This is a genomic window from Salinicoccus sediminis (assembly GCF_000986795.1).
Classification (GTDB): Bacteria; Bacillota; Bacilli; order Staphylococcales; family Salinicoccaceae; genus Salinicoccus; species Salinicoccus sediminis.
This window is the reverse complement of record NZ_LAYZ01000004.1, coordinates 93683-114370: the sequence shown is the minus strand read 5'-3', so window position 1 is coordinate 114370 and position 20688 is coordinate 93683. Positions and strand designations below refer to the sequence as shown.

Sequence of the window (20688 nt, the reverse complement as noted above, 5' to 3'; positions counted from 1 at the left end):
AATACATGACCCGTGCCGGAATTTTATAAATGCCCTTCTACTCCATGTAGAGGGGCATTTCTGGTTCAGTCTGCGACCCAATGTGCAAAGGCCGCCAAATCGGGGAAATGTTCATCCGCCGCCACTTTCTGTTGCTGGCCGTGGCTGATGAAGACCGTTTTTGTCCCGGCGTTCCTCCCCGCACCGATATCCGGCTCCCGATCGCCGGCCATATAACTGCGGGAGAGGTCGATATCATGCTTGTCGGCAAGCTCCAGAAGCATGCCCGGCTTCGGTTTCCGGCAGCGGCACCCGGTCTCGGTCATATGCGGACAATAGGCGATATCATCCACGTGGGCGCCGAAACCGGACAGCTGCTGCTCCATCTCCTCATGGATGCGGCCAAGCTCATCCTCAGTCATATATCCGAGGGCGATGCCGCCCTGGTTCGTCACGACGAATACTTTCCATCCGCTTTCATTCAGTTTACGTATCGCCTCCCCCACACCCGGAAGCAGATGGAAATCTTCGGGTGAGTTCACGAATTTTACTCTTTTGCTCAAAACTTCGTTGACGACTCCGTCACGGTCCAAAAATACTGCTCTGTTCATTCTGCAGCCCCCTTTACCAACAGGGTACATCAAAACAGCCGTCAATAATAAAAGAATGCACTAATGCTGTTAATATTCCGTCCGGCGTGTAAAGTAAGGTACAGGAAAATAATCACTTACGACAAAAGGGAGGAATATAAATGGTACTGGCAGTCATAACCCTGGTCATCCTCATTCTGATCAATGCCTTTTTTGCGGCTTCCGAGATTGCCCTGATCGGACTGAATGACAACAAAGTGAAAAAGCAGGCGAACGACGGCGATAAAAAAGCCATCCAGCTGAACAATCTCATTTCCGAACCGGGACGGTTCCTGAGCACCATACAGATCGGCATTACGCTGGCAGGGTTTCTGGCAAGTGCGTTTGCAGCGGATTTCTTCGCCGGGCCGCTGGCATCTTTTCTGACCGATCTCGGGGTGCCGCTTTCCGAGTCACTGCTCCAGACGGTCTCGGTGGTTGTAATCACACTGGTACTGTCCTACTTCACCCTCGTATTCGGTGAACTCGTGCCGAAGCAGCTTGCACTGCAGAAAACGGAAGGCATTTCAAATGTTGCGGCCGGCCCACTCACGATATTGTTCAAAATCACACTGCCCGTCGTCAAGTTTCTGACGTTTTCGACAAACACAATCGTACGCCTTTTCGGACTGGATCCCAATGCAAGGAACGATGAAGCGTCGGAAGAGGACATAAGGATGCTGGTCGAGCTCGGCGGGGAGAAAGGGAACATACAGCAGGCCGAAAGAATGATGATCAACAACATTTTTGAACTGGATGATACGAAGGTGACCGGCATCAGCACACACCGTACTGAAATAGCCGCCATCCCGCTCGATGCGGATCTCGGGGAAGTCATCTCCACCGTAAACAGCGAGAAGTATACGAGATTTCCGGTCTTTGACGGGGATATAGATAATATCGTCGGTATACTGCGGGCGAAAGATCTGCTGGAACTCATGGAGGATGGAACAGAGAAGGCGTTCAATCTGTCGGAGTTATGCCATGAGCCGTTCTTCACGTCATCAAGCCGGAGCATCGACCGTCTGCTCCGGGATATGCAAAAAGGCAATGCCCATATCGCCATCATCCTGGATGAGTTCGGCGGTACCGAAGGTCTAGTTACGATCGAGGATGTCATCGAAGAAGTCGTGGGCGAGATCCTGTCAGAACACAATGATATCGGGAAAGAAGAACCGATCAGGAAAGTTTCACCCGGGAAATACCGCATGAAGGCAACCATCCATCTGCTTGATGTGGAGGATTTCTTCGAAAAAGAACTGCCGGTCGATGAATATGAAACGCTGAATGGTTTCATGATCGGCCGGCTGGGGTACTTCCCGGAACCCGGCGACCAGCCGGAACTCACATATAAGGGCCTTCACTTTAAAGTGGAGGAGTCCGGAGAGAGGCGCATAGAGGAAATCACGGTATCGGTAAACGAGGAAAGTGAATAGACGATGGACAAAGCTCCGGGCAAGGGTGCCGGAGCTTCTATCCGTTCAGGGCATATATTTCGCGGGCCATCGCTTCAAGTGCATACATGACGGGGATCTGTGTGGTGATGTTGGCGTTTTCAAACCACTCTTCAGTAATATAATACGAAATGTTCACATCTGATATTCTGGCGATGGTGGAGTGTTTATGATTCGTTATGCTGATGATGGTGCTGCCCTCCTGCTTGCGCTGGTTGAGGTGCCTGACTGTGGATTCATTTTCACCGGATACGGAGAGGGCGATCGTCACGCTGTTATCCCTCAAGTTCGAATGGATGGGAAAATAGGGGTCCTTGATGTACATGGAGAATTTCCCGAGGCTTGAGAAGTAGCGCGCGCCGTATTCGGCCAGGATTCCCGAACTGCCGATACCGATGAAGATGACGTTATCGGCACGGGCTATGAGGGCGGCTGCGTGTCTGATTTTCTCATCAACATCCCCTTTCAGTGTCCGTTCGAAAAACTCGGCAACGGTGTGCTGCACATTCTGCGGTATTGTCGTCTTTTCCTTCTCAAGCTGCATTTTGAGCCGGACTTTGAATTCGGAGAACCCCTCACAGCCGACTTTCCTGCAGAAACGCAGTATCGTGGTAGTGGATACATGTGTGGCGTCGGCAAGCTCGCGTATCCTCATGTAGGCAACCTTGTCCATATTGCCTGCGATGTAGTTATACAGAGACGTTTCGAGTTCATTGAATGATGCGATTTCTTCCTGGGTAAACATATGCGGGCGCCTCCTTTATCCGAGAGTGGTCCGATCAGTTAAAGCGTATCATAATATATTTATAAAACACAGTGTTACATATAAGTGACAAATTCCTAAACGGGGCACTCTGTACTTAATTTCCATGATGACTGTTGCCAAGGGACATGTACAGCTACAATTGGGATATCAATTATTTATACGGAGGTACTCAAATGGATAAAGGTATAAAGATTGCAACGATTGGCGGCGGATCAAGCTACACCCCGGAACTTGTGGAGGGGTTCATTAAAAGATATGATGAATTTCCCCTCAGTGAGCTCTGGCTGGTCGACGTTGAATCAGGCCGTGAAAAACTGGAGACCGTCGGTAACCTGGCAAAAAGGATGGTCCAAAAAGCCGGCCTGCCGATTGATGTCCATCTGACACTCGACCGCAGGAAAGCATTGAAGGATGCGGATTTTGTCACGACACAGTTCAGGGTGGGGCAGCTCGATGCACGTGCAAAAGATGAAAGTATACCGCTGAAGTACGGGGTGCTTGGACAGGAGACGAACGGGCCGGGCGGGCTCTTCAAAGGACTGCGCACAATCCCGGTGATACTCGATATATGCAGGGACATGGAGGAGCTCTGTCCGGATGCATGGCTGATCAACTTCACAAATCCTGCGGGCATGGTGACTGAAGCGGTGCTCCGCCACTCGAACATAGAAAAGGTGATCGGTCTGTGCAACGTGCCGATTGGCATGGAGATGGGCATCGCAAATCTTCTTGATGTCGACCATTCAAGAATCCGTATCGATTTTGCAGGACTGAACCATATGGTCTACGGGCTCGACGTCTACCTGGATGGAGTGAGTGTCAAGTCTCGGGTCATTGGAAAACTCTCAGATCCGGCAAACAGCAGTTTTGTCAAAAACATCGACGGGATGGGCTGGGAGCCTGAATTCATGGAGGCGCTCAATTTGATCACCTGCCCGTATCATATGTATTATTATAAATCCGGCGAGATGCTGGAGAAGGCGAAAATCAGCGAAAAAGAGGAGGGGACGCGCGCCGAAGTGGTGCAGGCGCTTGAGAAGGAGCTTTTCGAGCTGTACGAAGATGAGAGCCTGGACATCAAACCGCCGCAGCTGGAAGAACGCGGGGGCGCCTACTATTCGGATGCGGCGGTCCGTCTGATCACATCGATCTACAATGACAGGCGGGACATCCAGCCGGTGAACACGATGAACCGCGGGGCCATCAGCAGCCTGCCGTACGGCTCGGCAGTCGAAACCAGTTGTGTCATCACAAAAGACGGGCCGGCCCCCCTCGCTTTCTGCGATCTGCCGGTGGCGGTCCGTGGCCTCATCCAGCAGATAAAATCATTCGAGCGCATCAGTGCAGAAGCTGCTGTGGAAGGTGATTACAATAAGGCGGTGCTGGCGCTTACAATCAACCCGCTGACGCCGTCCGATAAGGTTGCGAAAGACATCGTCGATGAAATGATGGAAGCCCATAGAGAGTATCTGCCGCAGTTTTTCCAGGCGGTAAAATAGAGTGAAACCAGGTATAATGGAGTACAGATGCGCTAGTCGAGGAGGATTATATTGACAGTAAAATTGATTGCTGTGGACATGGACGGGACATTCCTGAATGACACGAAGGAATATGACCGGGAAAGATTCACAGGGCTCTATGGAAAGATGAAGGCCGCAGGCATCAAATTCGTCGTGGCGAGCGGTAACCAGTATCATCAGCTGAAATCATATTACGGCGATATCCAGGACGAGATCAGCTATGTCGCTGAAAATGGGGCATTTGTCGTGGACGGGGGCGAGGAAGTATCCTCTGTAAGCATCCCGAAGGCACATGTTGAAGTGGTGACCGGTGAAATTGCCAAACACGACAAACTCGAAACAATAGTCTGCGGCAAAGAAAGTGCCTATGTACTGGATTATGTGACGGATGAATATTTCGAAATGATCCGGAAGTTCTACCGGCGTCTCAGGCGGGTGGAAAGCTTTGACGACATAGATGATCAGGTATTGAAATTTGCCCTCTCATGTCCGGCGGAGGATACCGACGGGTTGAAGGGTTTTCTCGGGGACATACTGGGAGATTATGTGACACCGGCATCCAGCGGCCACGGCAGCATCGACCTGATTGTGCCCGGGCATCACAAGGCAAGCGGCATAAAAGCACTGCAGGAGCGGTGGAACATCAAAGACAGCGAGACAATGGCATTCGGTGACGGGGGCAATGACCTGGAAATGCTGGCCCACGTGGAATACAGCTTCGCCATGGAAAATGCACCGAATGATGTGAAATACGCGGCAAAATACACCGCCCCCCATAATAACATGAGCGGTGTGCTTGAAACGATCGACCAGTACTTTAAAAAAGAAGGGCCGTTCAGGTAGAAGTTCAAAACTCCTTTGGGTATGATTGCCCAAAGGAGTTTTTTATATGTAGTAGCCCAGCACCTGCCAGCCAAAATAGAATGAAACGAGTGTCAGAGCGCTGAATATGAGATTTTCAGCCAGGCTTCCGGTGCGTATCGTTACCGGAAACCTGACTTTGAAGCTGATCGGAAAGAACAGCTGGATGCCGCTCCTGGTCGCCATATCGAGCACGAGATGGCTGATCATGCCCACCATCAGACCGTTTTTAAGCGCCTCGTACGGCAGGAGCCTGTCCATCAGAAATGAGATGATCACCAAAAACAGCAGGCTGTGAGTGAACGAACGGTGGCCGAATATCAGGTTTATCAGTTTTGATATTATGGGCAGTGCCCTGCCCATCCTGCTGCCGCCGTGGCAGATGTCGGGAACGAGGGAGCCTATGATGCCGGCACCGACCATGATGACGGGGTCCAGTCCCGTTAGTTGTGCGAATGCAAGGCTTGAGGCGATGCCCCCGATGATATGTGTCTTACCTGTCATGATGTCTCCTCCTCCAGTCTGTATATGATATCACGATGGATATACCAACGATAGGAGATGTGTAATATTGGTATAAAACAAGTTTTTGGAAATAAGAAAAGGTTCATCGATCTGCTTCTCCTCGCCGATGAAGAGGAGGAGATGATCGACCGCTACCTCGGCCGGGGTGATATGTTCATCCTGGAAGCGGCCGGGGTGAAGGGAGTCTGTGTCGTGACGGATGAAGGCGGCGGCGCGTTTGAAATAAAGAATATTGCCGTGGCTCCCGGTGAGCAGGGGAAGGGATACGGCAAGAAACTGGTCCGGCATATTCTGCATTTATATAAGGACAGGGGCACTGTCATGTACGTCGGCACAGGCGACAGCCCGCTGACCCTCCCGTTTTATGAAGCATGCGGCTTTGAGAAATCGCATCAGATCGATAATTTCTTCATCGACAATTACGCAGAACCGATATTCGAAGCGGGGAGACAGCTGAGACATATGATCGTATTGAAGAAAAACCTTTAAAGGAGGCAGGACGGATGCAGCATATTAAATGGGTGGAAAACCGGTTTAAAGGCAGATCGCAGCACATGAAGTCTGTGGATCTTTACTCCGCAGAGCGGATGGAAAAAGTGAATGATTTTCATGCATCGATGCCGGGTTATGAACAAACGCCCCTCCATGAACTGAAAAATCTGTCTGAATTACTTGGAGTCGGCAGCATCTATGTAAAAGATGAGTCTGAACGCTTTGGTCTGAACGCGTTCAAAGGTCTCGGCGTATCCTATGCCATGGCTGGATACTTTGCCGGAGAACTGGACATTGAGCTGGATGATTTCACATTCGATCAACTGCTCGGGAAGATCCTGGACCGTCCTCCTGTCATCTTTTCGACAGCAACAGACGGCAACCATGGCAAAGGTGTGGCCTGGGCATCAGAACTGTTCTACCAGGAGGGCAGAGTATACATGCCGGAAGGCACTGCAAAATCGCGGCTGGACGCCGTACTGGAATACGGCGCTGAAGGGGTAATCACTGAAATGAACTATGATGAAACGGTTGAATATGTCCAGGAGATTTGCCGGGAAAATGGCTGGGTCCATATTCAGGATACCGCATGGGAGGGCTATACAGAGCTGCCGAGGTATATAATGCAGGGATATACGACAATCGTTGCTGAACTAAAAAGGCAGCTGCAGGGCACAAATCCTAGCGAAGTGACCCACGTCATCCTCCAGGCGGGTGTCGGCTCATTCGCCGGGGCAATGGCTGCTGCCATATATAATCTGACAAACGGCCGGCCGCCCCGCATCATTGTGGTTGAACCCCAAAAAGCGGACTGCCTGCATCAGTCAGCAAAAAGCGAGGACGGCAGCCCGGTCCGGGTGCACGGCAGTCTGGATTCGATGATGGCAGGCTTGTCATGCGGAGCACCGAGCCCGGCCGGCTGGGAAATATTGAAGTCCGTCGCAGACGGCTTCGCCTCGTGTGGCGACTCCGTCAGTGCAACAGGTATGCGCGTACTCGGAAACCCGGCAGGGGAGGACGAAAAAGTGATATCAGGCGAATCCGGTGCAGTCCCGCTCGGCTTCCTGTATGAAGTGATGACGAAGGAAGAATACAGGCGTCTGAAAGAACAGCTCGGGCTGGGTGCAGATTCAAAGGTATTGACGATCAGCACAGAAGGCGATACAAATCCGGACAACTACAGAAGAGTGGTATGGGACGGCAAAGACGGATACGGATGAAACAGACGGCCGCCCGGATGTTATAATGAATGTATTAAGCTATGATCCAAAGACGGAGATCAAAGGAGAATGAATATGCAGGGAACGAGAAGAGCGGATATAAAACCGGGACAGACGGTAAAAGTTGTCCAGAAGCAGGATCAGAGGTCGGGGAAGCTGACCGAAGGTGTTGTGGCGAGGATACTGACGAATTCACCGCAGCATCATCACGGCATCAAAGTAAAGCTTGAGGATGGCACTGTCGGCAGAGTGAAGGAAATCATGGGTTAGACATATAAAAAACTTCCCGAAAATTTTTCGGGAAGTTTTTTTAATCATGCCTTCATATCCGACTGTTCCATCGTCATGCTGTCAGAAGGTTTGGCACGATAGACGAAAAACGACATGATTACAGCAATGATGGAAATGGTGAAGGCGATGAAGTATACGAGTTCGACGCCTGCCACCATTGCCTGGTCGATTGTGGCAGGATCATTTGGATCCGATGCATTCCCCAGGAAGTTCATCTGTCTGGCATTCATGATGCTGATGAAGACGGACACGCCGATGGCTCCAGCCACCGGCTGCAATGTTGAAACGACGGCGGTGCCATGGGGGTAGAGCCTTTTCGGCAGCTGATTGAGCCCGTTCGTCTGTGCGGGCATCATTGTGGCAGAGACTGAGATCATCAGCAGCATGAACCCGACGAGGATGACCCATGGCGGGCTTTCTGTATCCAGGCGGCTCATCATGAACATCGTGCCGCTCAGTATGAGCGTTGCGGGTATCATGAGCGGCCGGGGTCCGAGTTTATCGAACAGCGCCCCCATGAAAGGGGACAGTGCACCGTTCAGAAGACTGCCGGGCAAAAGCAGTATGCCGGCAGCGGCCGCGCTCAGCGCAAGCGGCCCCTGCATGTAGATCGGCAGGATGATTTCTGAAGCGAACATCGTCATGATGATGATCAAAAACAGGATTACTGCGTGGGCATACATCGGGTACTTGAACACACGCAGATCCATGATCGGTTCATCCAGTCTGAGCTGTCTGAAGGCGAACAGTCCGATGCCGATCACACCGGCTGCGATTGCAACCATCACTTCCGGGCTCATGAATCCGGCGTCACTTTTACCGACGGAGCTGAATCCGTAGATTGTGCCGCCGAATCCAATTGTGGAGAAGATGATGGATGGAATATCGATCTTCGGTTTCGTCACTTCAGATACATTCACCAGGAAGATGAAGGCGAATATGATTGAGAACAGTGAGAACGGGATGACCGTGATAAACAAAAATCTCCATCCGAGATATTCGACGATGATTCCTGACAACGTGGGGCCGATTGCTGGCGCGAACATGATGACCAGGCCGACGATGCCCATGATCTTACCGCGCCTCTCCGGCGGATAGAGCAGCAGGAAGACGTTGAACATGATCGGCATCAGCATGCCGGTGCCGATCGCCTGTATCAGACGGCCGGACAGGAGTACCGGGAATGTCGGTGCCATTGCACAGATGGTGGTGCCGACTGTGAATATGATCATCGTCCCGAGGAACAGCTGTCTGGTCGTAAACCACTGGAGCAGCAGGGCCGAGACAGGGATGACGATGCCCATGACAAGCATGAAGCCCGTTGCCATCCACTGTACCGTCGGCAGTGTAATATCAAACTCATGCATCAGGGTTGTCAGTGCAATATTCAACAGCGTTTCATTCAGAATGGCGAAAAATGCACCGATGATCAGAGACAGCATGATAGGGAGTGTTTTTACGTCCGGGTTTTCGGATAAGTATCCGTATTTGGTGGTATTATCCATATATGTTACCTCGCTTTAATGATTATCGGCTGCAAAAGGATGGCAGCTTAAATCAGCCGACATTAGATTATAATATGCACATAAAATAAAAACAACAAAAACAGATACTGGAAAAGAAAAATATTTTTTCTGACTTTTACGGCAGACCGACTCTGTTCTAAATTGGGCAAAGCTTATGTATAATGGGTATATAAGCAGAGGTGAATGCCATGGAAACAGATTTTCTTTCAAAGTGGCCGCAGTATAAGACGGAAGTCGCAAGGATCATATTCGAACGTTTCCATCTGGATGAGCGCAGGAAGGGGACATTCAAGGAAACAGTGAAATTTTTTTCACAGTCGGGGATCACGGACTATCCGATCACCATGATTGCGCTGAAGGGCGGTAAATGCATCGGGACGGTCTCCATATACAGGAACGATCTGCCGGAACGGCCGGAATACCAGCCCTGGCTGACGGCATTGTATGTCCTGCCGGATTTCAGGGGCCAGGGCGTGGCCGACAGGCTGGTCCGGGATATGCTCAATCATCTCTCGGGCCTTGGATATGAAACCATCTATGCGAAGACAGAGACCCAGTCAAGATATGACTACTACTTGCAGAAGGGCTGGAAACTGCTCGAAACGGTTGATGTTGACGGCCGGGATAATTATATATTCAGGAAAAGGAATGACTGATATGAGATGCGGGACAAAATGCTTCATCGTTACAATTGAACAGGATGATGAACAGACTGTAAAGGAAGTGCCGGCACGTTCACAGGTGGATGCGAGAAAGATGGTGCGGAAGCGTTTCGGTGAAGATATGACAATCAGATCTGTTAGAAGAAAGTGATCCGTGCGCGGGAATCGTATCCGGATCATTTTTTAATCAGGATATCAGTTTTTAGTAAATTGAATTTCTGTTACTCTTGTAGATGACAAGAAATGAGGAGGGCTCAATTTGGCTGAAACAGCGATGGAACTCAATGGTCTTACGAAGAAAATCGGTTCCAAAAAGATCATTAAAGACCTGGATTTTGAAATACATAAAGGGGAAGTATTCGGATTTCTCGGACCGAATGGAGCGGGGAAGACGACAACGATCAGAATGATGGTCGGATTGATGGGCATTACGGGTGGTGACGTGCGGATTCTCGGCAAGAGTGTCAAATCGGATTTCAAGGACGCCATTCGAGAAGTGGGCGCGATTGTGGAAAACCCGGAAATGTACCCGTTCATGACCGGTATGCAGAACCTGAAGCATTTTGCGCGGATGAGCCCGGGAGTGACGAAGGAACGCATCAGCCAGGTGATCAGGCTCGTCGGGCTTGAAAATGCAATTAAAACAAAAGTCGGGAGATATTCCCTCGGCATGCGCCAGCGACTGGGAATTGCCCAGGCGCTGCTCCATGATCCATCGGTGCTGATACTTGATGAGCCGACCAACGGACTCGACCCTGCCGGCATACGCGAGATCAGGAAGTATATCAGAAGGCTTGCCGACGAAGAGAATGTGGCCGTGATCATATCCAGCCATCTGCTGTCCGAGATCGAGTTGATGTGTGACAGGATCGGCGTCATAAAAAACGGCGAACTGATCGGCATCCAGTCTGTGCATGAACAGCAGGCAGAAGAGGATCCGGTGCGTGAAGTTCGGGTGGAGGCCGACCCGGCGGACTCAGCGGTCCAGGTGCTGAAAACCCATCATGGCATTGAAGCCGGAGAGGATCAGGGATTCCTCACTTTCAGTGCGAAGAAATCACTGATGCCAAGCATCGTGACCAGTCTGGTTTCAGCCGATGTACTGGTGTACCGGGTCGAAGTATCAAGCGCATCACTCGAAGATAAATTCTTCGATCTGATTGGAGAGAATGTCATTGGGTAAAATATTCAGTCTGGTTTGGAATGAAGTTTCGAAGATATTCATACAGAAGTCAACGTGGATCATGTATATCTTCCTCGCCCTGCTTGTGATTGCTGTTGCCCTCATCACAACAACAACTGATATGGCGGGCAAAGAGTACGGTGCGGACTGGCAGGAGGAACTCGAAGCCGAAAACGAACAATTGACAGAAGAGATGCAGGAAGAGGAATTCCTGACTGAAGTGAATACCGGGGAGATCGAGATGAATCAGTATCACATTGATAATGATATCAAGCCCGTGCCGTATGATGCGTGGCAGTTCGTCATCGACAATGCCATGCTGTCGTCGGTCATCAGTCTGCTGACGATCATCGTGGCCGGCGGTATTGTGGCGAATGAATTCAGATGGGGGACGATTAAGCAGCTTCTCATCCGTCCGATTCCAAGGAGTATGATCCTCTTATCCAAATACATTGCTGTGCTGATATTCGCCCTGATCACCCTGGTCTTCCTGCTCGTCCTTTCATGGCTGACGGGCGCGCTCGTTTTCGGAGTGGCGGGAAGCAACCCTGAACTTGTGATCAGAAACTATGAAGGCATCGTGAGTGTATCGGCCATCGGCGAAGTGGTGAGCGGATATGGATTCAAGCTGGTCAACCTGTTCATGATGGCGACATTCGCGTTCATGATCTCGAGCATTTTCAGGAACAGCGCGCTGGCAATCGGTACTGCTGTGTTCCTGATGATGGCGGGGACTTCAATTGTCCAGTTCTTCGCAGATAAGGCATGGTCGAAATATATACTGTTCGCGAACACGGATCTGACAGTCTATGATTCCCGGCCGGGACCGGTCTCGGAAGAGATGACGATGGGCTTTTCAATCGGTGTGCTGGCCGTATACTGGATAGTATTCATGGCCGCGGCCTGGCTCTTCTTCACAAAGCGGGATGTTGCAGGACAGTAATGGCAAATGACGGACCGGTGCTTCGGCGCCGGTTTTTTGATTTCAGCCGTAAACTTTAACAGGGGTAATATGGTAGAGTGTTAAGTAAATATTTCGGGACGGGTGATTTTGTGCTGGAAAGACTGAATGGTTTCATACAGAAGTGGATTGCCGTCATCACGCCAATGAGCCTGGCGGTCGGGGTGATGCTCGGTGATTTCGGCGCGCAGTTTTTATTCCTCATTACGTTCCTGTTTGCATTCATGACGTTCACAGGCGCATTGGGGATGGATTTCAAAGATTTCAAAACAGTGCTGCATCACCCTGCAGCGATCGTGATCACCCTCGTCTTCCTGCATATTCTGATGCCTGTGTGGGCATGGCTGCTGGCATCGGCGATATTTGACGATCCGCTCTACACCATCGGCTTTACACTGGCGGTCGCAGTGCCCACCGGCGTTACATCGGTCATCTGGGTCAGCGTGACACGGGGGAACCTGCCGATCACGCTGTCGATCATACTGATTGATACACTGCTCGCGCCGATCATCCTGCCGCTTGTACTGAGCATCATCTCCGGTGAAGCGGTGGCCGTGGACAACCGTGAGCTCATCATGGGGCTGATATGGATGATCGTGCTGCCGACACTGCTCGGGGTGATTCTGAACCATCTGACAGGGGGAAGGGTCCGGGAAACACTCGGCAGACCGCTTGCCCCGTTTTCAAAGATGAGCCTGATGCTCATCATCATGATCAACGGCAGTGTGATTTCCCCGTATTTCTACGACTTTTCCGGGGAAATAATCGGGGTACTGCTGCTGGTGCTGTTCATCACCATATCGGGCTATGCCTTCGCACTGCCGGTGGGCCACTATCTGCTGAAAGATCCGGGAGTCATCACAGCCTTCACATTCAACGCAGGAATGAGGAACATCTCCGTCGGCGTCGTCATCGCCACTGCATATTTTCCGGCAAAAGTGGCGATGCCCGTCGTATTCTGCATGCTGTTCCAGCAGGTCATGGCCTCGCTTTTCAGCAAAGTGATCGAAAGGTATCAGGCGCGGGTGGGCTACTGATGCAATTTGCATTTAATCGTGCTATGCGTTATGATAACGAACATAACATTTTATCAAATATTCAGAATTTGATATCTGATAAAATGTTATAAATAAAAGCACCATAAATTATGGAGGAGATTTATTTACATGTCCAAACTTTGGAGCGCTGTGGACGATTATTTCAACGCAGAATTGAATGCCGACGACGAAGTGATGACCGGCATTCCCGCACAAAACGAGCACGGAGAGGAGGAGTTCGCCGCCCAGAGCAAACACCTTCATCTGCTTGCCAAGATCAAAGAGGCAAAGTCGATCCTTGAAATCGGATCTTTGGGAGGTTACAGCACCCTGTGGCTTGGGAAATCACTTCCTGAAGAAGGGAAGATGGCGTCGCTCGAATCCAACGCGGAATATGCGGAAATTGCTGAAAGGAATATCACAGCAGTCGGACTTGAAGACAAAGTTGAAGTGATTCATGCACCTGCAGAAGACACACTGCCAAAATTGCTTGAAAGAGGATATCCACGCTTTGATTTCATCTATATAGATGCAAACCAGGCACTCTACCCGGACTATCTGGAAGCGGCAATCGATATGGCAAAATGCGGATCTGTCATCATAACAGAGCGCAAGATCGAAGACAGATTCGAAGAGGAGGCAAACGGTCCTGAGATGCAGCGGTTCCTGAAAATCTTAAAAGACGAACCACGCATCGATGCAACTGCATTACAGACAGTAGGTGCCAAAGGACATGACGGATTCATAATGGCAGTATTGGATTAGATATAAAGAGGAAGCGGGCGGAGACTCAGTCTCCGTCCGCTTTTTAGAGTTATATGGACATCGCGGCACCGGACGGCGTCCGGAAACCTGCTATCCTTTATCAGACGGGCTGTTGGCGGAGATGGTGAACGCCATGGCTGTATGGCCGACGCTCTCTGAAACATTGCTGAAGGATTTTTCCAGTATCCTGAATATATCGCCCGCTTCCCCGTCGAGGCGTGTCGCCCCCTGGGCGGGTTTGACACTGATATCCGATTCCGCCGACAGGTCGGTCTGCGCTTCGATTTTTTTCATATAATCCATATCGCCGAGCGGATAGAGTGAAAATTTGGCACCGGCCTTCTGACTCACTTCTGCAGATTTCCCACTGTTCAGCGGTGCACCCTGCCTTGTAACGCCTTCTGGCGACGAGCCGCCCGGGCACCCGATCGCACAAGTCCCGCTCAGCGCAACGTGCTCACCGGTGCCTGCGCCATGCAGGAATATAGACTGCATCACATCGAAGATGTTGTCGATGGATCCCCTGATTTCAGTGCTGACGTTGTCGGTCTCGATCTCCACATTTTTGGTGTCTGTTTCATCCAGCGCGCCGAGTATGATGTCCGCAAAATTCCCTGACATCGGAAACAGTGTGAACTGTGCGCCTGCTGTTCTCTTTTCTGCTGTCATATAAATCCCTCCAGTAATTTTTGGAATAAAAAACTGCACCCGGCAGGGGCGCAGTCATCTATAACGAAACGGATCATAGTGTTCACTGCACTTCCCCACGCTGGTGTTATCCAGATCGGGTGATAGGGGTCCGGTTTTCCGTCTCAGCCATTTCAGGCGCCCCCAGTGTCTTCAGGTATGCAGTTTTTATTCATCCCAATCATAACAGCAGGAGAGTCCGGCAGTAAAGCGGACGGGTTCCGACAGGCCTTCAGCCGATACAGCGGAATGCATATGTATTATAATGGGGGTAACTTTGATACAAATGGAAAGGGTGTATGTGTACATGGATCGTTTCAAAGCGCTTGTAGTGGATAAAGTGGATGAGAAGATGGAGATGGAAGTGAAGGAGATCGGGCTGGATGACCTTTCGGAAGGGGAAGTGACGATAAGAGTCGCGTACTCCAGTGTCAACTATAAGGACGGTATGGTTGCGGTCAAGGGCGACCTGGCTGAAATCCTGCCGCTCGTGCCCGGCATCGATCTGGCGGGAACTGTCATCGCTTCCGGGGACGACCGGTTCAAAGAGGGGGATGAAGTCATCGCCACAAGCTATTTCATCGGTACACGCCATACGGGCGGCTTCAGTGAAGTGGCCCGGATACCGGCGGAATGGATCGTTCCGCTGCCGGAAGGCCTCACGCTGGAGGAATCGATGAAGCTGGGGACGGCGGGGTTTACCGCCGCCCTGTGCATCCAGCGGCTGGAGGACAACGGCCTCACGCCTGAAAAGGGGCGGGTGCTGGTCGACGGCGCGAGCGGCGGTGTCGGAAGCATCGCTGTGAATATGCTGGATGACCGCGGATATGAAGTCGTTGCAAGTACGGGCCGGACAGAGGAGGCCGAATACCTGAAATCCCTCGGGGCGGCGAAAGTCATCCACCGAGACCAGGTGACGGATTTCAGGGGCCGGGCGACGCGGACAAGGCAGTGGGCGGCTGCAATCGACCCGGTCGGCGGGAAGACGCTGCAGTATATACTGAGCAGTCTGGACTACGGAGGCTCGGTGGCGACATGCGGCCTGGCCGGAGGCGTGGAAGTCCAGACGACGGTGCTGCCTTTCATCTCCCGTAACATCAACTGGCTCGGCATCGATTCGGTGAAGCATCCGATGGAGCACCGCCTCAAAGTGTGGGAGAGGCTTGCAGGTGATATGAAACCGTCCGCCCTTGAGACCGATATTTCACATCAGATCGGCCTCGACGACCTGCCGGAGACCCTCCACGATATTCTGAAAGGGAAAATACGCGGCAGAATCATAGTGAAGATGTAAAAAACGCGCCAATCCGGTTTGGATTGGCGCGTTCAGCTTATCTGGCGTAATATCCCTCTTCGAGTTCCTGAATCCGTTCCTGAACGAATTCTGAGGACAGTTTATTGTCAATGACATATCTGTTTTTCGGGCTCTTTGTACACTCAATGCTGCAGCCGCCAAGATGCCTGTCCTCGTTTTCCTTAGAAGCGAGGATCTGTGCATTGCAGTCCGGATCGGCACAGTTGATATAGCGTTCACAGGGAGTGCCGTCGAAATGGTCCTTGCCGACCACCGTGTGCTCGACCTGGTTGACCGGTACTGTCAGCCTCTCGTCGAAGACATACATCATGCCGTCCCAGTTCTGGCCTTTTGCCACAGGATCCTTGCCGTATGTGGCAATACCGCCGTGGAGCTGTCCGACATCATCGAATCCTTCGCGTTTCAGCCACCCCGAGAATTTCTCACAGCGGATGCCGCCGGTGCAGTATGTCAGTATGCGTTTGCCCTCCAGCATTTCACGGTTCTCTTCAACCCATTCCGGCAGGTCGCGGAATGTTTCCACGTCCGGACGGATGGCGCCCCTGAAATGGCCAACGTCATATTCATAAGTGTTCCTGGCATCAAGAACAATCGTGTCGTGATCCTGCATCTGGCGCAGGAATTCGGCCGGTTCAAGATATTCGCCGGTCAGTTCCCGCGGGTCGATATCATCCTCCAGGCTCAGGTTGACGAGCTCCGGACGCGGACGCACATGCATCTTCTTGAAAGCATGGCCCTCTGCCGGATCGATCTTGAAGGTGATGCCTTCGAACAAAGGATGATTCTCCATATATTCCCTGTATTTTTCAGTATCTTCGACAGTACCCGAAACGGTACCATTGATGCCTTCTCCCGCTACAAGAATCCTCCCTTTGAGGTTCATGCCTTTGCAGAGTCCAAGATGTTCCCGGGAAAATTCCTCAGGATCTTCAATGTCTGTGTAGTAGTAGTAAAGTAATACTTGATATTCCATATTCGGTTTCCACCTATCAATTATATTTGCAGGATATACCTGATAGAACGCATGAAACTTCTTTCATGCAATATTAGATTATATCAAGTTTACGGGAACTTTTAAAGAGTTTTTACATCATTCGGCGCCTCTTGCATCCCCCGGGCGCGGGGAATCGGCCACGCCGTAAAGCAGATGGCCATCCGTCTGGTCGATCATTATGGCCTGCACATCCCCGAGTCTCGTATCGGCGGATTCGACTCTGAATGACTGGGTGAATTCATACCCGAGTGTCTCAAGTTCCTGCATCGCCTCTTCATTTATGCCGTCTTCCCACTCCCTGCCGAGCTCCGGCTCAATGTAGACGCGCGGTTCTTTGATCGCATCTTCGAGCGGCATATTGTAATCGATGACGTTCAGGATCGTCTGGGCGACGGAGGCGATGATGGTCGGTCCGCCGGGCGAACCGAGAGTGAAGAACGGTGCATCATCATGGAACATGATGGTCGGACATTTGGAGCTGGTCGGACATTTGTTGCTGTCCGGTTCATTGACCTGTCCGGGTTCAGGTTCAAAATCCGTCAGATCATTGTTCAATAAAAATCCGTAATTCGGAACCATGATGCCCGACCCGAATATCCTCTCGATGGAGGAGGTGCAGGAGGCAATGTTCCCCCATCGGTCGACGGCGGTAAAGTGTGTGGTCTCATATCCTTCGTTGTCAGTATAATGATTGTTCTTTACACTGCCTGCACTCTTTTTCTGGTATTTCCACGGATTGCCGGGCTCCACTTTGCCCAGGTTTTTTTCCAGGCTGATCTCACCGCAGCGCTCTTTTATATAATCTTCGTCCAGCAGCCCCTCAAGCGGCAGATCATGGAAACCGGGGTCGCCGATATAGCGCTGCCGGTCGGCAAGGACGAATTGTACCACCTGGGACACAAGATGATACTTTTCCCAGGAATGCGGTTCGTAACGGGAGATGTCAAGCGCCTCAAACATTTTCAGCTGTTGTGCGACCCCCAGGCCCCCGCCGCTCGGAGGAGCGGGGAAAGCGATCTTGTACCCTTTATAGCTGCTCCACAGGGGCTCATCTATTTTGACCTGATAGTCGAGCAGGTCTTCACGGGTGAGCGTGCCGCCGTGTTCCCGCACGGTTTCCACTATGGCATCCGCGATTTCACCTTCATATACGGCATTGAAGCCATCTTCCCTGATGATCTCAAGGGTTTTCGCGAGCTCCAGCTGGGTGATGGTATCACCCTCCCGCAGCGGCGTCCCTTTCGGCACGAATTTTTCGCGCGCCGTATCCTTGAGCCGGTGTTTGAACAGCTGGATGGTACGGTCCCACAGGGAATTGACCCTTAATTCATTTTTGGCCAGTGTGATGGCGGGATCGATCAGCTGCTCGAGCGGCAGTGTCGCATAATTTTCATGGAGGTATTCCATGCCTTTCATGATGCCGGGTACGCCGATCGATACGGCACTCTTCGTGCGCTCGTCAAACGGCATCGGCTCCCCGTCACTGATGAAGCACTCCGGTGTCAGCCCGGCCGGGGCACGCGAATGGGCGTTCACCACTTTGGTCTCTTTTTTATCGTTGTCGTAACAGAGTATGAAACCACCGGCCCCGATGCCGGTGTTCATCCCTTCCACCACCGCCAGTGACAGCTGGACGGCAATGAGTGCATCGAAAGCATTGCCGCCTGACTCGAGCATTTTATTGCCGGCTGCCGAGGCTTCTGCAATTGCACTGGCGACCATGCCGTCACGACTCGTATCCCCCTTGTTTTCATTGTCCATCTTATATCTTTTCTGTGCTTTGAATATATCTCCAATATCTGCCATCTGTATCACTCTTTCTCTGTATTGATTTGAATGCTGATTACCTCTTGATTACCTTCCGTGCCATTTATTAAACAAAATCATATATTTTTTACGGCGGCCGGACTGTGCGGTGGAAATGGCCGGTGAAAATTGTTAAACTCATATAATTACCATTGAATTGCTGGGGGACACTATAGAATGAGAGAGAAAAAAGCACTGGTAGTATTTTCAGGCGGGCAGGACAGTACGACATGCATGTTTCACGCGATGGCGCATTATGATGAAGTGGATCTCGTGACATTTGAATACGGGCAGAGGCACAGCCTTGAAATCGATGTGGCAAAACAGATTGCATCAGAACACGGTCTCAGGCATCATGTGCTGGACATGTCGCTGCTCGGACAGCTGAGTCCGAACGCACTGACCCGTCATGATATGGAGATCAGCGGGGAAGATACGGAGATGCCGAACACATTCGTACCGGCACGGAACATGCTTTTCCTGTCGTTCGCTTCGGCGCTGGCTTACCAGACAGGGGCAAAAACGATCATTACAGGCGTATGCGAAACAGACTTCAGCGGCTATCCGGACTGCCGGGATATTTTCGTCAAATCCATGAATGTCACCGCCAACCTCGCCATGGATGGGAATTTCGTCATTGAAACGCCTTTGATGTGGCTGGATAAGAAAGAGACGTGGGCGCTTGCCGACCGCTACGGGAAGCTAGATTACATAAGGGAGAAGACGCTGACATGCTATGAGGGGATAATCGGCGACGGATGCCGCGAGTGCCCCGCGTGCAGGCTGCGGAGCGATGGCCTGGATGCATATATTGAGGAAAGGGAGGGGGATTCATGATGTACCAGACACCTGTGCATGACTTTGAATACGAGCTCAATAAAGATCTCAACTTTTCGGCTGCACACCATATTCCCAATCGCCGGGCAGGGAAGTGTGCCAATATACACGGGCATACCTATTTCGTGAATATGACCATAGCAGGTGACATGCTGGATGACCTCGGGTTCCTGGTGAACTTTTCGGATGTCAAGAAACTGATCGATGAAGCTTTCGATCATACATTGCTGAACGACCACCCGCGATTTCTGGATATACCACCGACTTCGGAAACTCTGGCGAAGACGATCCATGAAATGGTCAGTGAATATTTGGCGACGCTGGATAACCGGCCTGTATGCCTTCAGGTTTTTCTGAGGGAGACACCCTCGAGCTATGTAATCTATCGTCCAAAGGAGTTCAGGAAATGATGAAAGTGCCGGTACTTGAAATATTCGGACCTACATTCCAGGGAGAGGGTGCAGTCATCGGGCAGAAGACGATGTTTGTGCGGACTGCCGGCTGCGACTACAGCTGCAGCTGGTGCGATTCGGCTTTTACATGGGACGGATCCCAGAAGGAGAACATCCGGATGATGACGTCCGAAGATATTTTCCGCTCACTGGATGGATTGGCGGCAGGGAACTATAATCACGTCACGATTTCAGGCGGCAACCCGGCTCTCCTTAAAAATCTGGAGCCGTTTGTGACGGCTGCGAAAGACAGGGGGATTGCACTCGCCATGGAGACCCAGGGAACAGTATTCCAGGAATGGATGGGCCGGGTGGATGATGTCACCGTCAGCCCGAAGCCGCCGAGCTCGGGCATGGAAACGGATTTTGACCGGCTTGACCGCGTCCTTGCAGGGCTTGAGGCGGGTTACGGGGCTTACAACCTCAAAGTGGTGGTCTTCGACAAAAGGGATTTTGAATACGCGGCATATGTCCACATGAAATATCCGTCGGTTCCGTTCTACCTCCAGACGGGCAACCCGTATCTTGGGGAAAATGTTGTGAACCATACGGAAAAACTTCTCGGACGCTATGGTGAACTGGTGGAGATGACGATGGGTGATGCGCGCATGAATGACGCGCGGGTGCTGCCTCAGCTCCATACGCTGCTGTGGAGCAACAAGCAGGGAGTCTGAGCGAGGCAGACAACAGGATAAAGGCCGCCGGGCCTGTTACAATATACATAAA

The 20688-nt window shown here is 51.4% G+C and carries 23 protein-coding genes and 1 riboswitch; of the genes, 16 read left to right on the top strand and 7 right to left on the bottom strand.

The window, feature by feature from the left end:
* Window positions 1-65: 65 nt before the first annotated feature.
* Complete coding sequence (locus tag WN59_RS07560) at window positions 66-590, bottom strand: D-glycero-alpha-D-manno-heptose-1,7-bisphosphate 7-phosphatase (protein ID WP_046515233.1); 525 nt, start codon at window positions 588-590, stop codon at window positions 66-68.
* Between the two features lie 140 nt (window positions 591-730).
* Here WN59_RS07560 and WN59_RS07555 point away from each other — a divergent pair, with 140 nt between their 5' ends.
* Window positions 731-2044, top strand: a complete 1314-nt coding sequence (locus WN59_RS07555; protein WP_046515230.1) for a hemolysin family protein — start codon at window positions 731-733, stop codon at window positions 2042-2044.
* A gap of 37 nt (window positions 2045-2081) precedes the next feature.
* Here the strand turns inward: WN59_RS07555 and WN59_RS07550 are convergent, their stop codons facing one another.
* A complete protein-coding gene (locus WN59_RS07550; protein ID WP_046515226.1) occupies window positions 2082-2807 on the bottom strand; it encodes a MurR/RpiR family transcriptional regulator in 726 nt (241 codons plus the stop codon).
* A 194-nt stretch (window positions 2808-3001) separates the two neighbouring features.
* Between WN59_RS07550 and WN59_RS07545 the strand changes: the two genes are divergently transcribed.
* Together WN59_RS07545 and WN59_RS07540 are read left to right on the top strand one after the other, a co-directional pair.
* Window positions 3002-4327 carry a 6-phospho-beta-glucosidase gene (locus WN59_RS07545; protein WP_046515223.1) on the top strand — a complete coding sequence of 442 codons (1326 nt, stop codon included), beginning with the start codon at window positions 3002-3004 and terminating at the stop codon, window positions 4325-4327.
* Window positions 4328-4378: 51 nt separating this feature from the next.
* Entirely contained in the window at window positions 4379-5191 is an 813-nt protein-coding gene (locus WN59_RS07540; protein WP_046515220.1) for a Cof-type HAD-IIB family hydrolase, read from the top strand.
* 42 nt (window positions 5192-5233) lie between these two features.
* On the opposite strand, the gene WN59_RS07535 is transcribed toward WN59_RS07540, so the two are convergent.
* Window positions 5234-5713 carry a metal-dependent hydrolase gene (locus tag WN59_RS07535; RefSeq protein ID WP_046515216.1) on the bottom strand — a complete coding sequence of 160 codons (480 nt, stop codon included), beginning with the start codon at window positions 5711-5713 and terminating at the stop codon, window positions 5234-5236.
* 141 nt (window positions 5714-5854) lie between these two features.
* Here WN59_RS07535 and WN59_RS07530 point away from each other — a divergent pair, with 141 nt between their 5' ends.
* The 3 genes from WN59_RS07530 to WN59_RS07520 all read left to right on the top strand — a co-directional run bounded on the left by WN59_RS07530 (window position 5855) and on the right by WN59_RS07520 (window position 7716).
* Complete coding sequence (locus WN59_RS07530) at window positions 5855-6223, top strand: GNAT family N-acetyltransferase (RefSeq protein ID WP_231577172.1); 369 nt, start codon at window positions 5855-5857, stop codon at window positions 6221-6223.
* Window positions 6224-6237: 14 nt separating this feature from the next.
* Window positions 6238-7446, top strand: coding sequence for a diaminopropionate ammonia-lyase (locus tag WN59_RS07525; protein ID WP_046515214.1), 1209 nt, complete (start codon window positions 6238-6240; stop codon window positions 7444-7446).
* 75 nt (window positions 7447-7521) lie between these two features.
* Window positions 7522-7716 carry a YwbE family protein gene (locus WN59_RS07520; RefSeq protein ID WP_046515211.1) on the top strand — a complete coding sequence of 65 codons (195 nt, stop codon included), beginning with the start codon at window positions 7522-7524 and terminating at the stop codon, window positions 7714-7716.
* Between the two features lie 44 nt (window positions 7717-7760).
* Here the strand turns inward: WN59_RS07520 and WN59_RS07515 are convergent, their stop codons facing one another.
* Window positions 7761-9242, bottom strand: a complete 1482-nt coding sequence (locus tag WN59_RS07515; protein WP_046515207.1) for an MDR family MFS transporter — start codon at window positions 9240-9242, stop codon at window positions 7761-7763.
* Between the two features lie 209 nt (window positions 9243-9451).
* Here WN59_RS07515 and WN59_RS07510 point away from each other — a divergent pair, with 209 nt between their 5' ends.
* From WN59_RS07510 to WN59_RS07490, 6 genes are all read left to right on the top strand, one after another.
* Window positions 9452-9919, top strand: coding sequence for a GNAT family N-acetyltransferase (locus tag WN59_RS07510; protein ID WP_046515204.1), 468 nt, complete (start codon window positions 9452-9454; stop codon window positions 9917-9919).
* Between the two features lies 1 nt (window position 9920).
* Entirely contained in the window at window positions 9921-10076 is a 156-nt protein-coding gene (locus tag WN59_RS13725) for a hypothetical protein (protein WP_197073400.1), read from the top strand.
* 108 nt (window positions 10077-10184) lie between these two features.
* The gene (locus WN59_RS07505) at window positions 10185-11108 is read left to right on the top strand and encodes an ABC transporter ATP-binding protein (protein WP_046515201.1); all 924 of its coding nucleotides are present in this window, start codon (window positions 10185-10187) and stop codon (window positions 11106-11108) included.
* Window positions 11101-12051 carry an ABC transporter permease gene (locus WN59_RS07500; protein ID WP_082099216.1) on the top strand — a complete coding sequence of 317 codons (951 nt, stop codon included), beginning with the start codon at window positions 11101-11103 and terminating at the stop codon, window positions 12049-12051. Before WN59_RS07505 ends, WN59_RS07500 begins: the two co-directional genes overlap by 8 nt.
* A 77-nt stretch (window positions 12052-12128) precedes the next feature.
* On the top strand, window positions 12129-13106 hold the full coding sequence (locus WN59_RS07495) for a bile acid:sodium symporter family protein (protein WP_231577170.1): 978 nt from the start codon (window positions 12129-12131) through the stop codon (window positions 13104-13106).
* A gap of 129 nt (window positions 13107-13235) precedes the next feature.
* On the top strand, window positions 13236-13871 hold the full coding sequence (locus WN59_RS07490; protein WP_046515194.1) for an O-methyltransferase: 636 nt from the start codon (window positions 13236-13238) through the stop codon (window positions 13869-13871).
* A gap of 90 nt (window positions 13872-13961) precedes the next feature.
* Here the strand turns inward: WN59_RS07490 and WN59_RS07485 are convergent, their stop codons facing one another.
* A complete protein-coding gene (locus tag WN59_RS07485) occupies window positions 13962-14540 on the bottom strand; it encodes a YkoF family thiamine/hydroxymethylpyrimidine-binding protein (protein ID WP_046515189.1) in 579 nt (192 codons plus the stop codon).
* Between the two features lie 75 nt (window positions 14541-14615).
* A riboswitch (TPP riboswitch) is annotated at window positions 14616-14714 on the bottom strand.
* A 151-nt stretch (window positions 14715-14865) separates the two neighbouring features.
* Between WN59_RS07485 and WN59_RS07480 the strand changes: the two genes are divergently transcribed.
* On the top strand, window positions 14866-15852 hold the full coding sequence (locus tag WN59_RS07480; protein WP_046515391.1) for an acrylyl-CoA reductase family protein: 987 nt from the start codon (window positions 14866-14868) through the stop codon (window positions 15850-15852).
* A 37-nt stretch (window positions 15853-15889) separates the two neighbouring features.
* On the opposite strand, the gene trhO is transcribed toward WN59_RS07480, so the two are convergent.
* Window positions 15890-16846: an oxygen-dependent tRNA uridine(34) hydroxylase TrhO gene (trhO, locus tag WN59_RS07475; protein WP_046515186.1), complete on the bottom strand. Its 957-nt coding sequence runs from the start codon at window positions 16844-16846 to the stop codon at window positions 15890-15892.
* A gap of 117 nt (window positions 16847-16963) precedes the next feature.
* The gene (gene ggt / locus WN59_RS07470) at window positions 16964-18673 is read right to left on the bottom strand and encodes a gamma-glutamyltransferase (RefSeq protein WP_046515183.1); all 1710 of its coding nucleotides are present in this window, start codon (window positions 18671-18673) and stop codon (window positions 16964-16966) included.
* Between the two features lie 177 nt (window positions 18674-18850).
* Here ggt and queC point away from each other — a divergent pair, with 177 nt between their 5' ends.
* The 3 genes from queC to queE are packed head-to-tail and all read left to right on the top strand — an operon-like array spanning window position 18851 to window position 20636.
* Window positions 18851-19510 (top strand): 7-cyano-7-deazaguanine synthase QueC, encoded by a 660-nt coding sequence (gene queC / locus WN59_RS07465; protein WP_046515179.1) that lies wholly within the window; start codon window positions 18851-18853, stop codon window positions 19508-19510.
* Window positions 19510-19920: a 6-carboxytetrahydropterin synthase QueD gene (queD, locus tag WN59_RS07460; RefSeq protein WP_017547793.1), complete on the top strand. Its 411-nt coding sequence runs from the start codon at window positions 19510-19512 to the stop codon at window positions 19918-19920. Before queC ends, queD begins: the two co-directional genes overlap by 1 nt.
* Window positions 19917-20636 (top strand): 7-carboxy-7-deazaguanine synthase QueE, encoded by a 720-nt coding sequence (gene queE / locus WN59_RS07455; protein WP_046515174.1) that lies wholly within the window; start codon window positions 19917-19919, stop codon window positions 20634-20636. The genes queD and queE overlap by 4 nt, the downstream gene beginning before the upstream one ends.
* Window positions 20637-20688: the final 52 nt, after the last annotated feature.

What these genes read in the sequence shown, in the direction of transcription:
- WN59_RS07485 (WP_046515189.1), bottom strand. Translation starts at nt 14,540, where the DNA reads ATGACAGCAGAAAAGAGAACAGCAGGCGCACAGTTCACACTGTTTCCG.
- WN59_RS07555 (WP_046515230.1), top strand. Translation starts at nt 731, where the DNA reads ATGGTACTGGCAGTCATAACCCTGGTCATCCTCATTCTGATCAATGCC.
- WN59_RS07510 (WP_046515204.1), top strand. Translation starts at nt 9,452, where the DNA reads ATGGAAACAGATTTTCTTTCAAAGTGGCCGCAGTATAAGACGGAAGTC.
- WN59_RS07525 (WP_046515214.1), top strand. Translation starts at nt 6,238, where the DNA reads ATGCAGCATATTAAATGGGTGGAAAACCGGTTTAAAGGCAGATCGCAG.
- ggt (WP_046515183.1), bottom strand. Translation starts at nt 18,673, where the DNA reads ATGGCAGATATTGGAGATATATTCAAAGCACAGAAAAGATATAAGATG.
- WN59_RS07480 (WP_046515391.1), top strand. Translation starts at nt 14,866, where the DNA reads ATGGATCGTTTCAAAGCGCTTGTAGTGGATAAAGTGGATGAGAAGATG.
- WN59_RS07515 (WP_046515207.1), bottom strand. Translation starts at nt 9,242, where the DNA reads ATGGATAATACCACCAAATACGGATACTTATCCGAAAACCCGGACGTA.
- queD (WP_017547793.1), top strand. Translation starts at nt 19,510, where the DNA reads ATGTACCAGACACCTGTGCATGACTTTGAATACGAGCTCAATAAAGAT.
- WN59_RS07545 (WP_046515223.1), top strand. Translation starts at nt 3,002, where the DNA reads ATGGATAAAGGTATAAAGATTGCAACGATTGGCGGCGGATCAAGCTAC.
- WN59_RS07520 (WP_046515211.1), top strand. Translation starts at nt 7,522, where the DNA reads ATGCAGGGAACGAGAAGAGCGGATATAAAACCGGGACAGACGGTAAAA.
- WN59_RS07530 (WP_231577172.1), top strand. Translation starts at nt 5,855, where the DNA reads ATGATCGACCGCTACCTCGGCCGGGGTGATATGTTCATCCTGGAAGCG.
- WN59_RS07490 (WP_046515194.1), top strand. Translation starts at nt 13,236, where the DNA reads ATGTCCAAACTTTGGAGCGCTGTGGACGATTATTTCAACGCAGAATTG.
- WN59_RS07535 (WP_046515216.1), bottom strand. Translation starts at nt 5,713, where the DNA reads ATGACAGGTAAGACACATATCATCGGGGGCATCGCCTCAAGCCTTGCA.
- WN59_RS13725 (WP_197073400.1), top strand. Translation starts at nt 9,921, where the DNA reads ATGAGATGCGGGACAAAATGCTTCATCGTTACAATTGAACAGGATGAT.
- queC (WP_046515179.1), top strand. Translation starts at nt 18,851, where the DNA reads ATGAGAGAGAAAAAAGCACTGGTAGTATTTTCAGGCGGGCAGGACAGT.
- WN59_RS07560 (WP_046515233.1), bottom strand. Translation starts at nt 590, where the DNA reads ATGAACAGAGCAGTATTTTTGGACCGTGACGGAGTCGTCAACGAAGTT.
- trhO (WP_046515186.1), bottom strand. Translation starts at nt 16,846, where the DNA reads ATGGAATATCAAGTATTACTTTACTACTACTACACAGACATTGAAGAT.
- queE (WP_046515174.1), top strand. Translation starts at nt 19,917, where the DNA reads ATGATGAAAGTGCCGGTACTTGAAATATTCGGACCTACATTCCAGGGA.
- WN59_RS07550 (WP_046515226.1), bottom strand. Translation starts at nt 2,807, where the DNA reads ATGTTTACCCAGGAAGAAATCGCATCATTCAATGAACTCGAAACGTCT.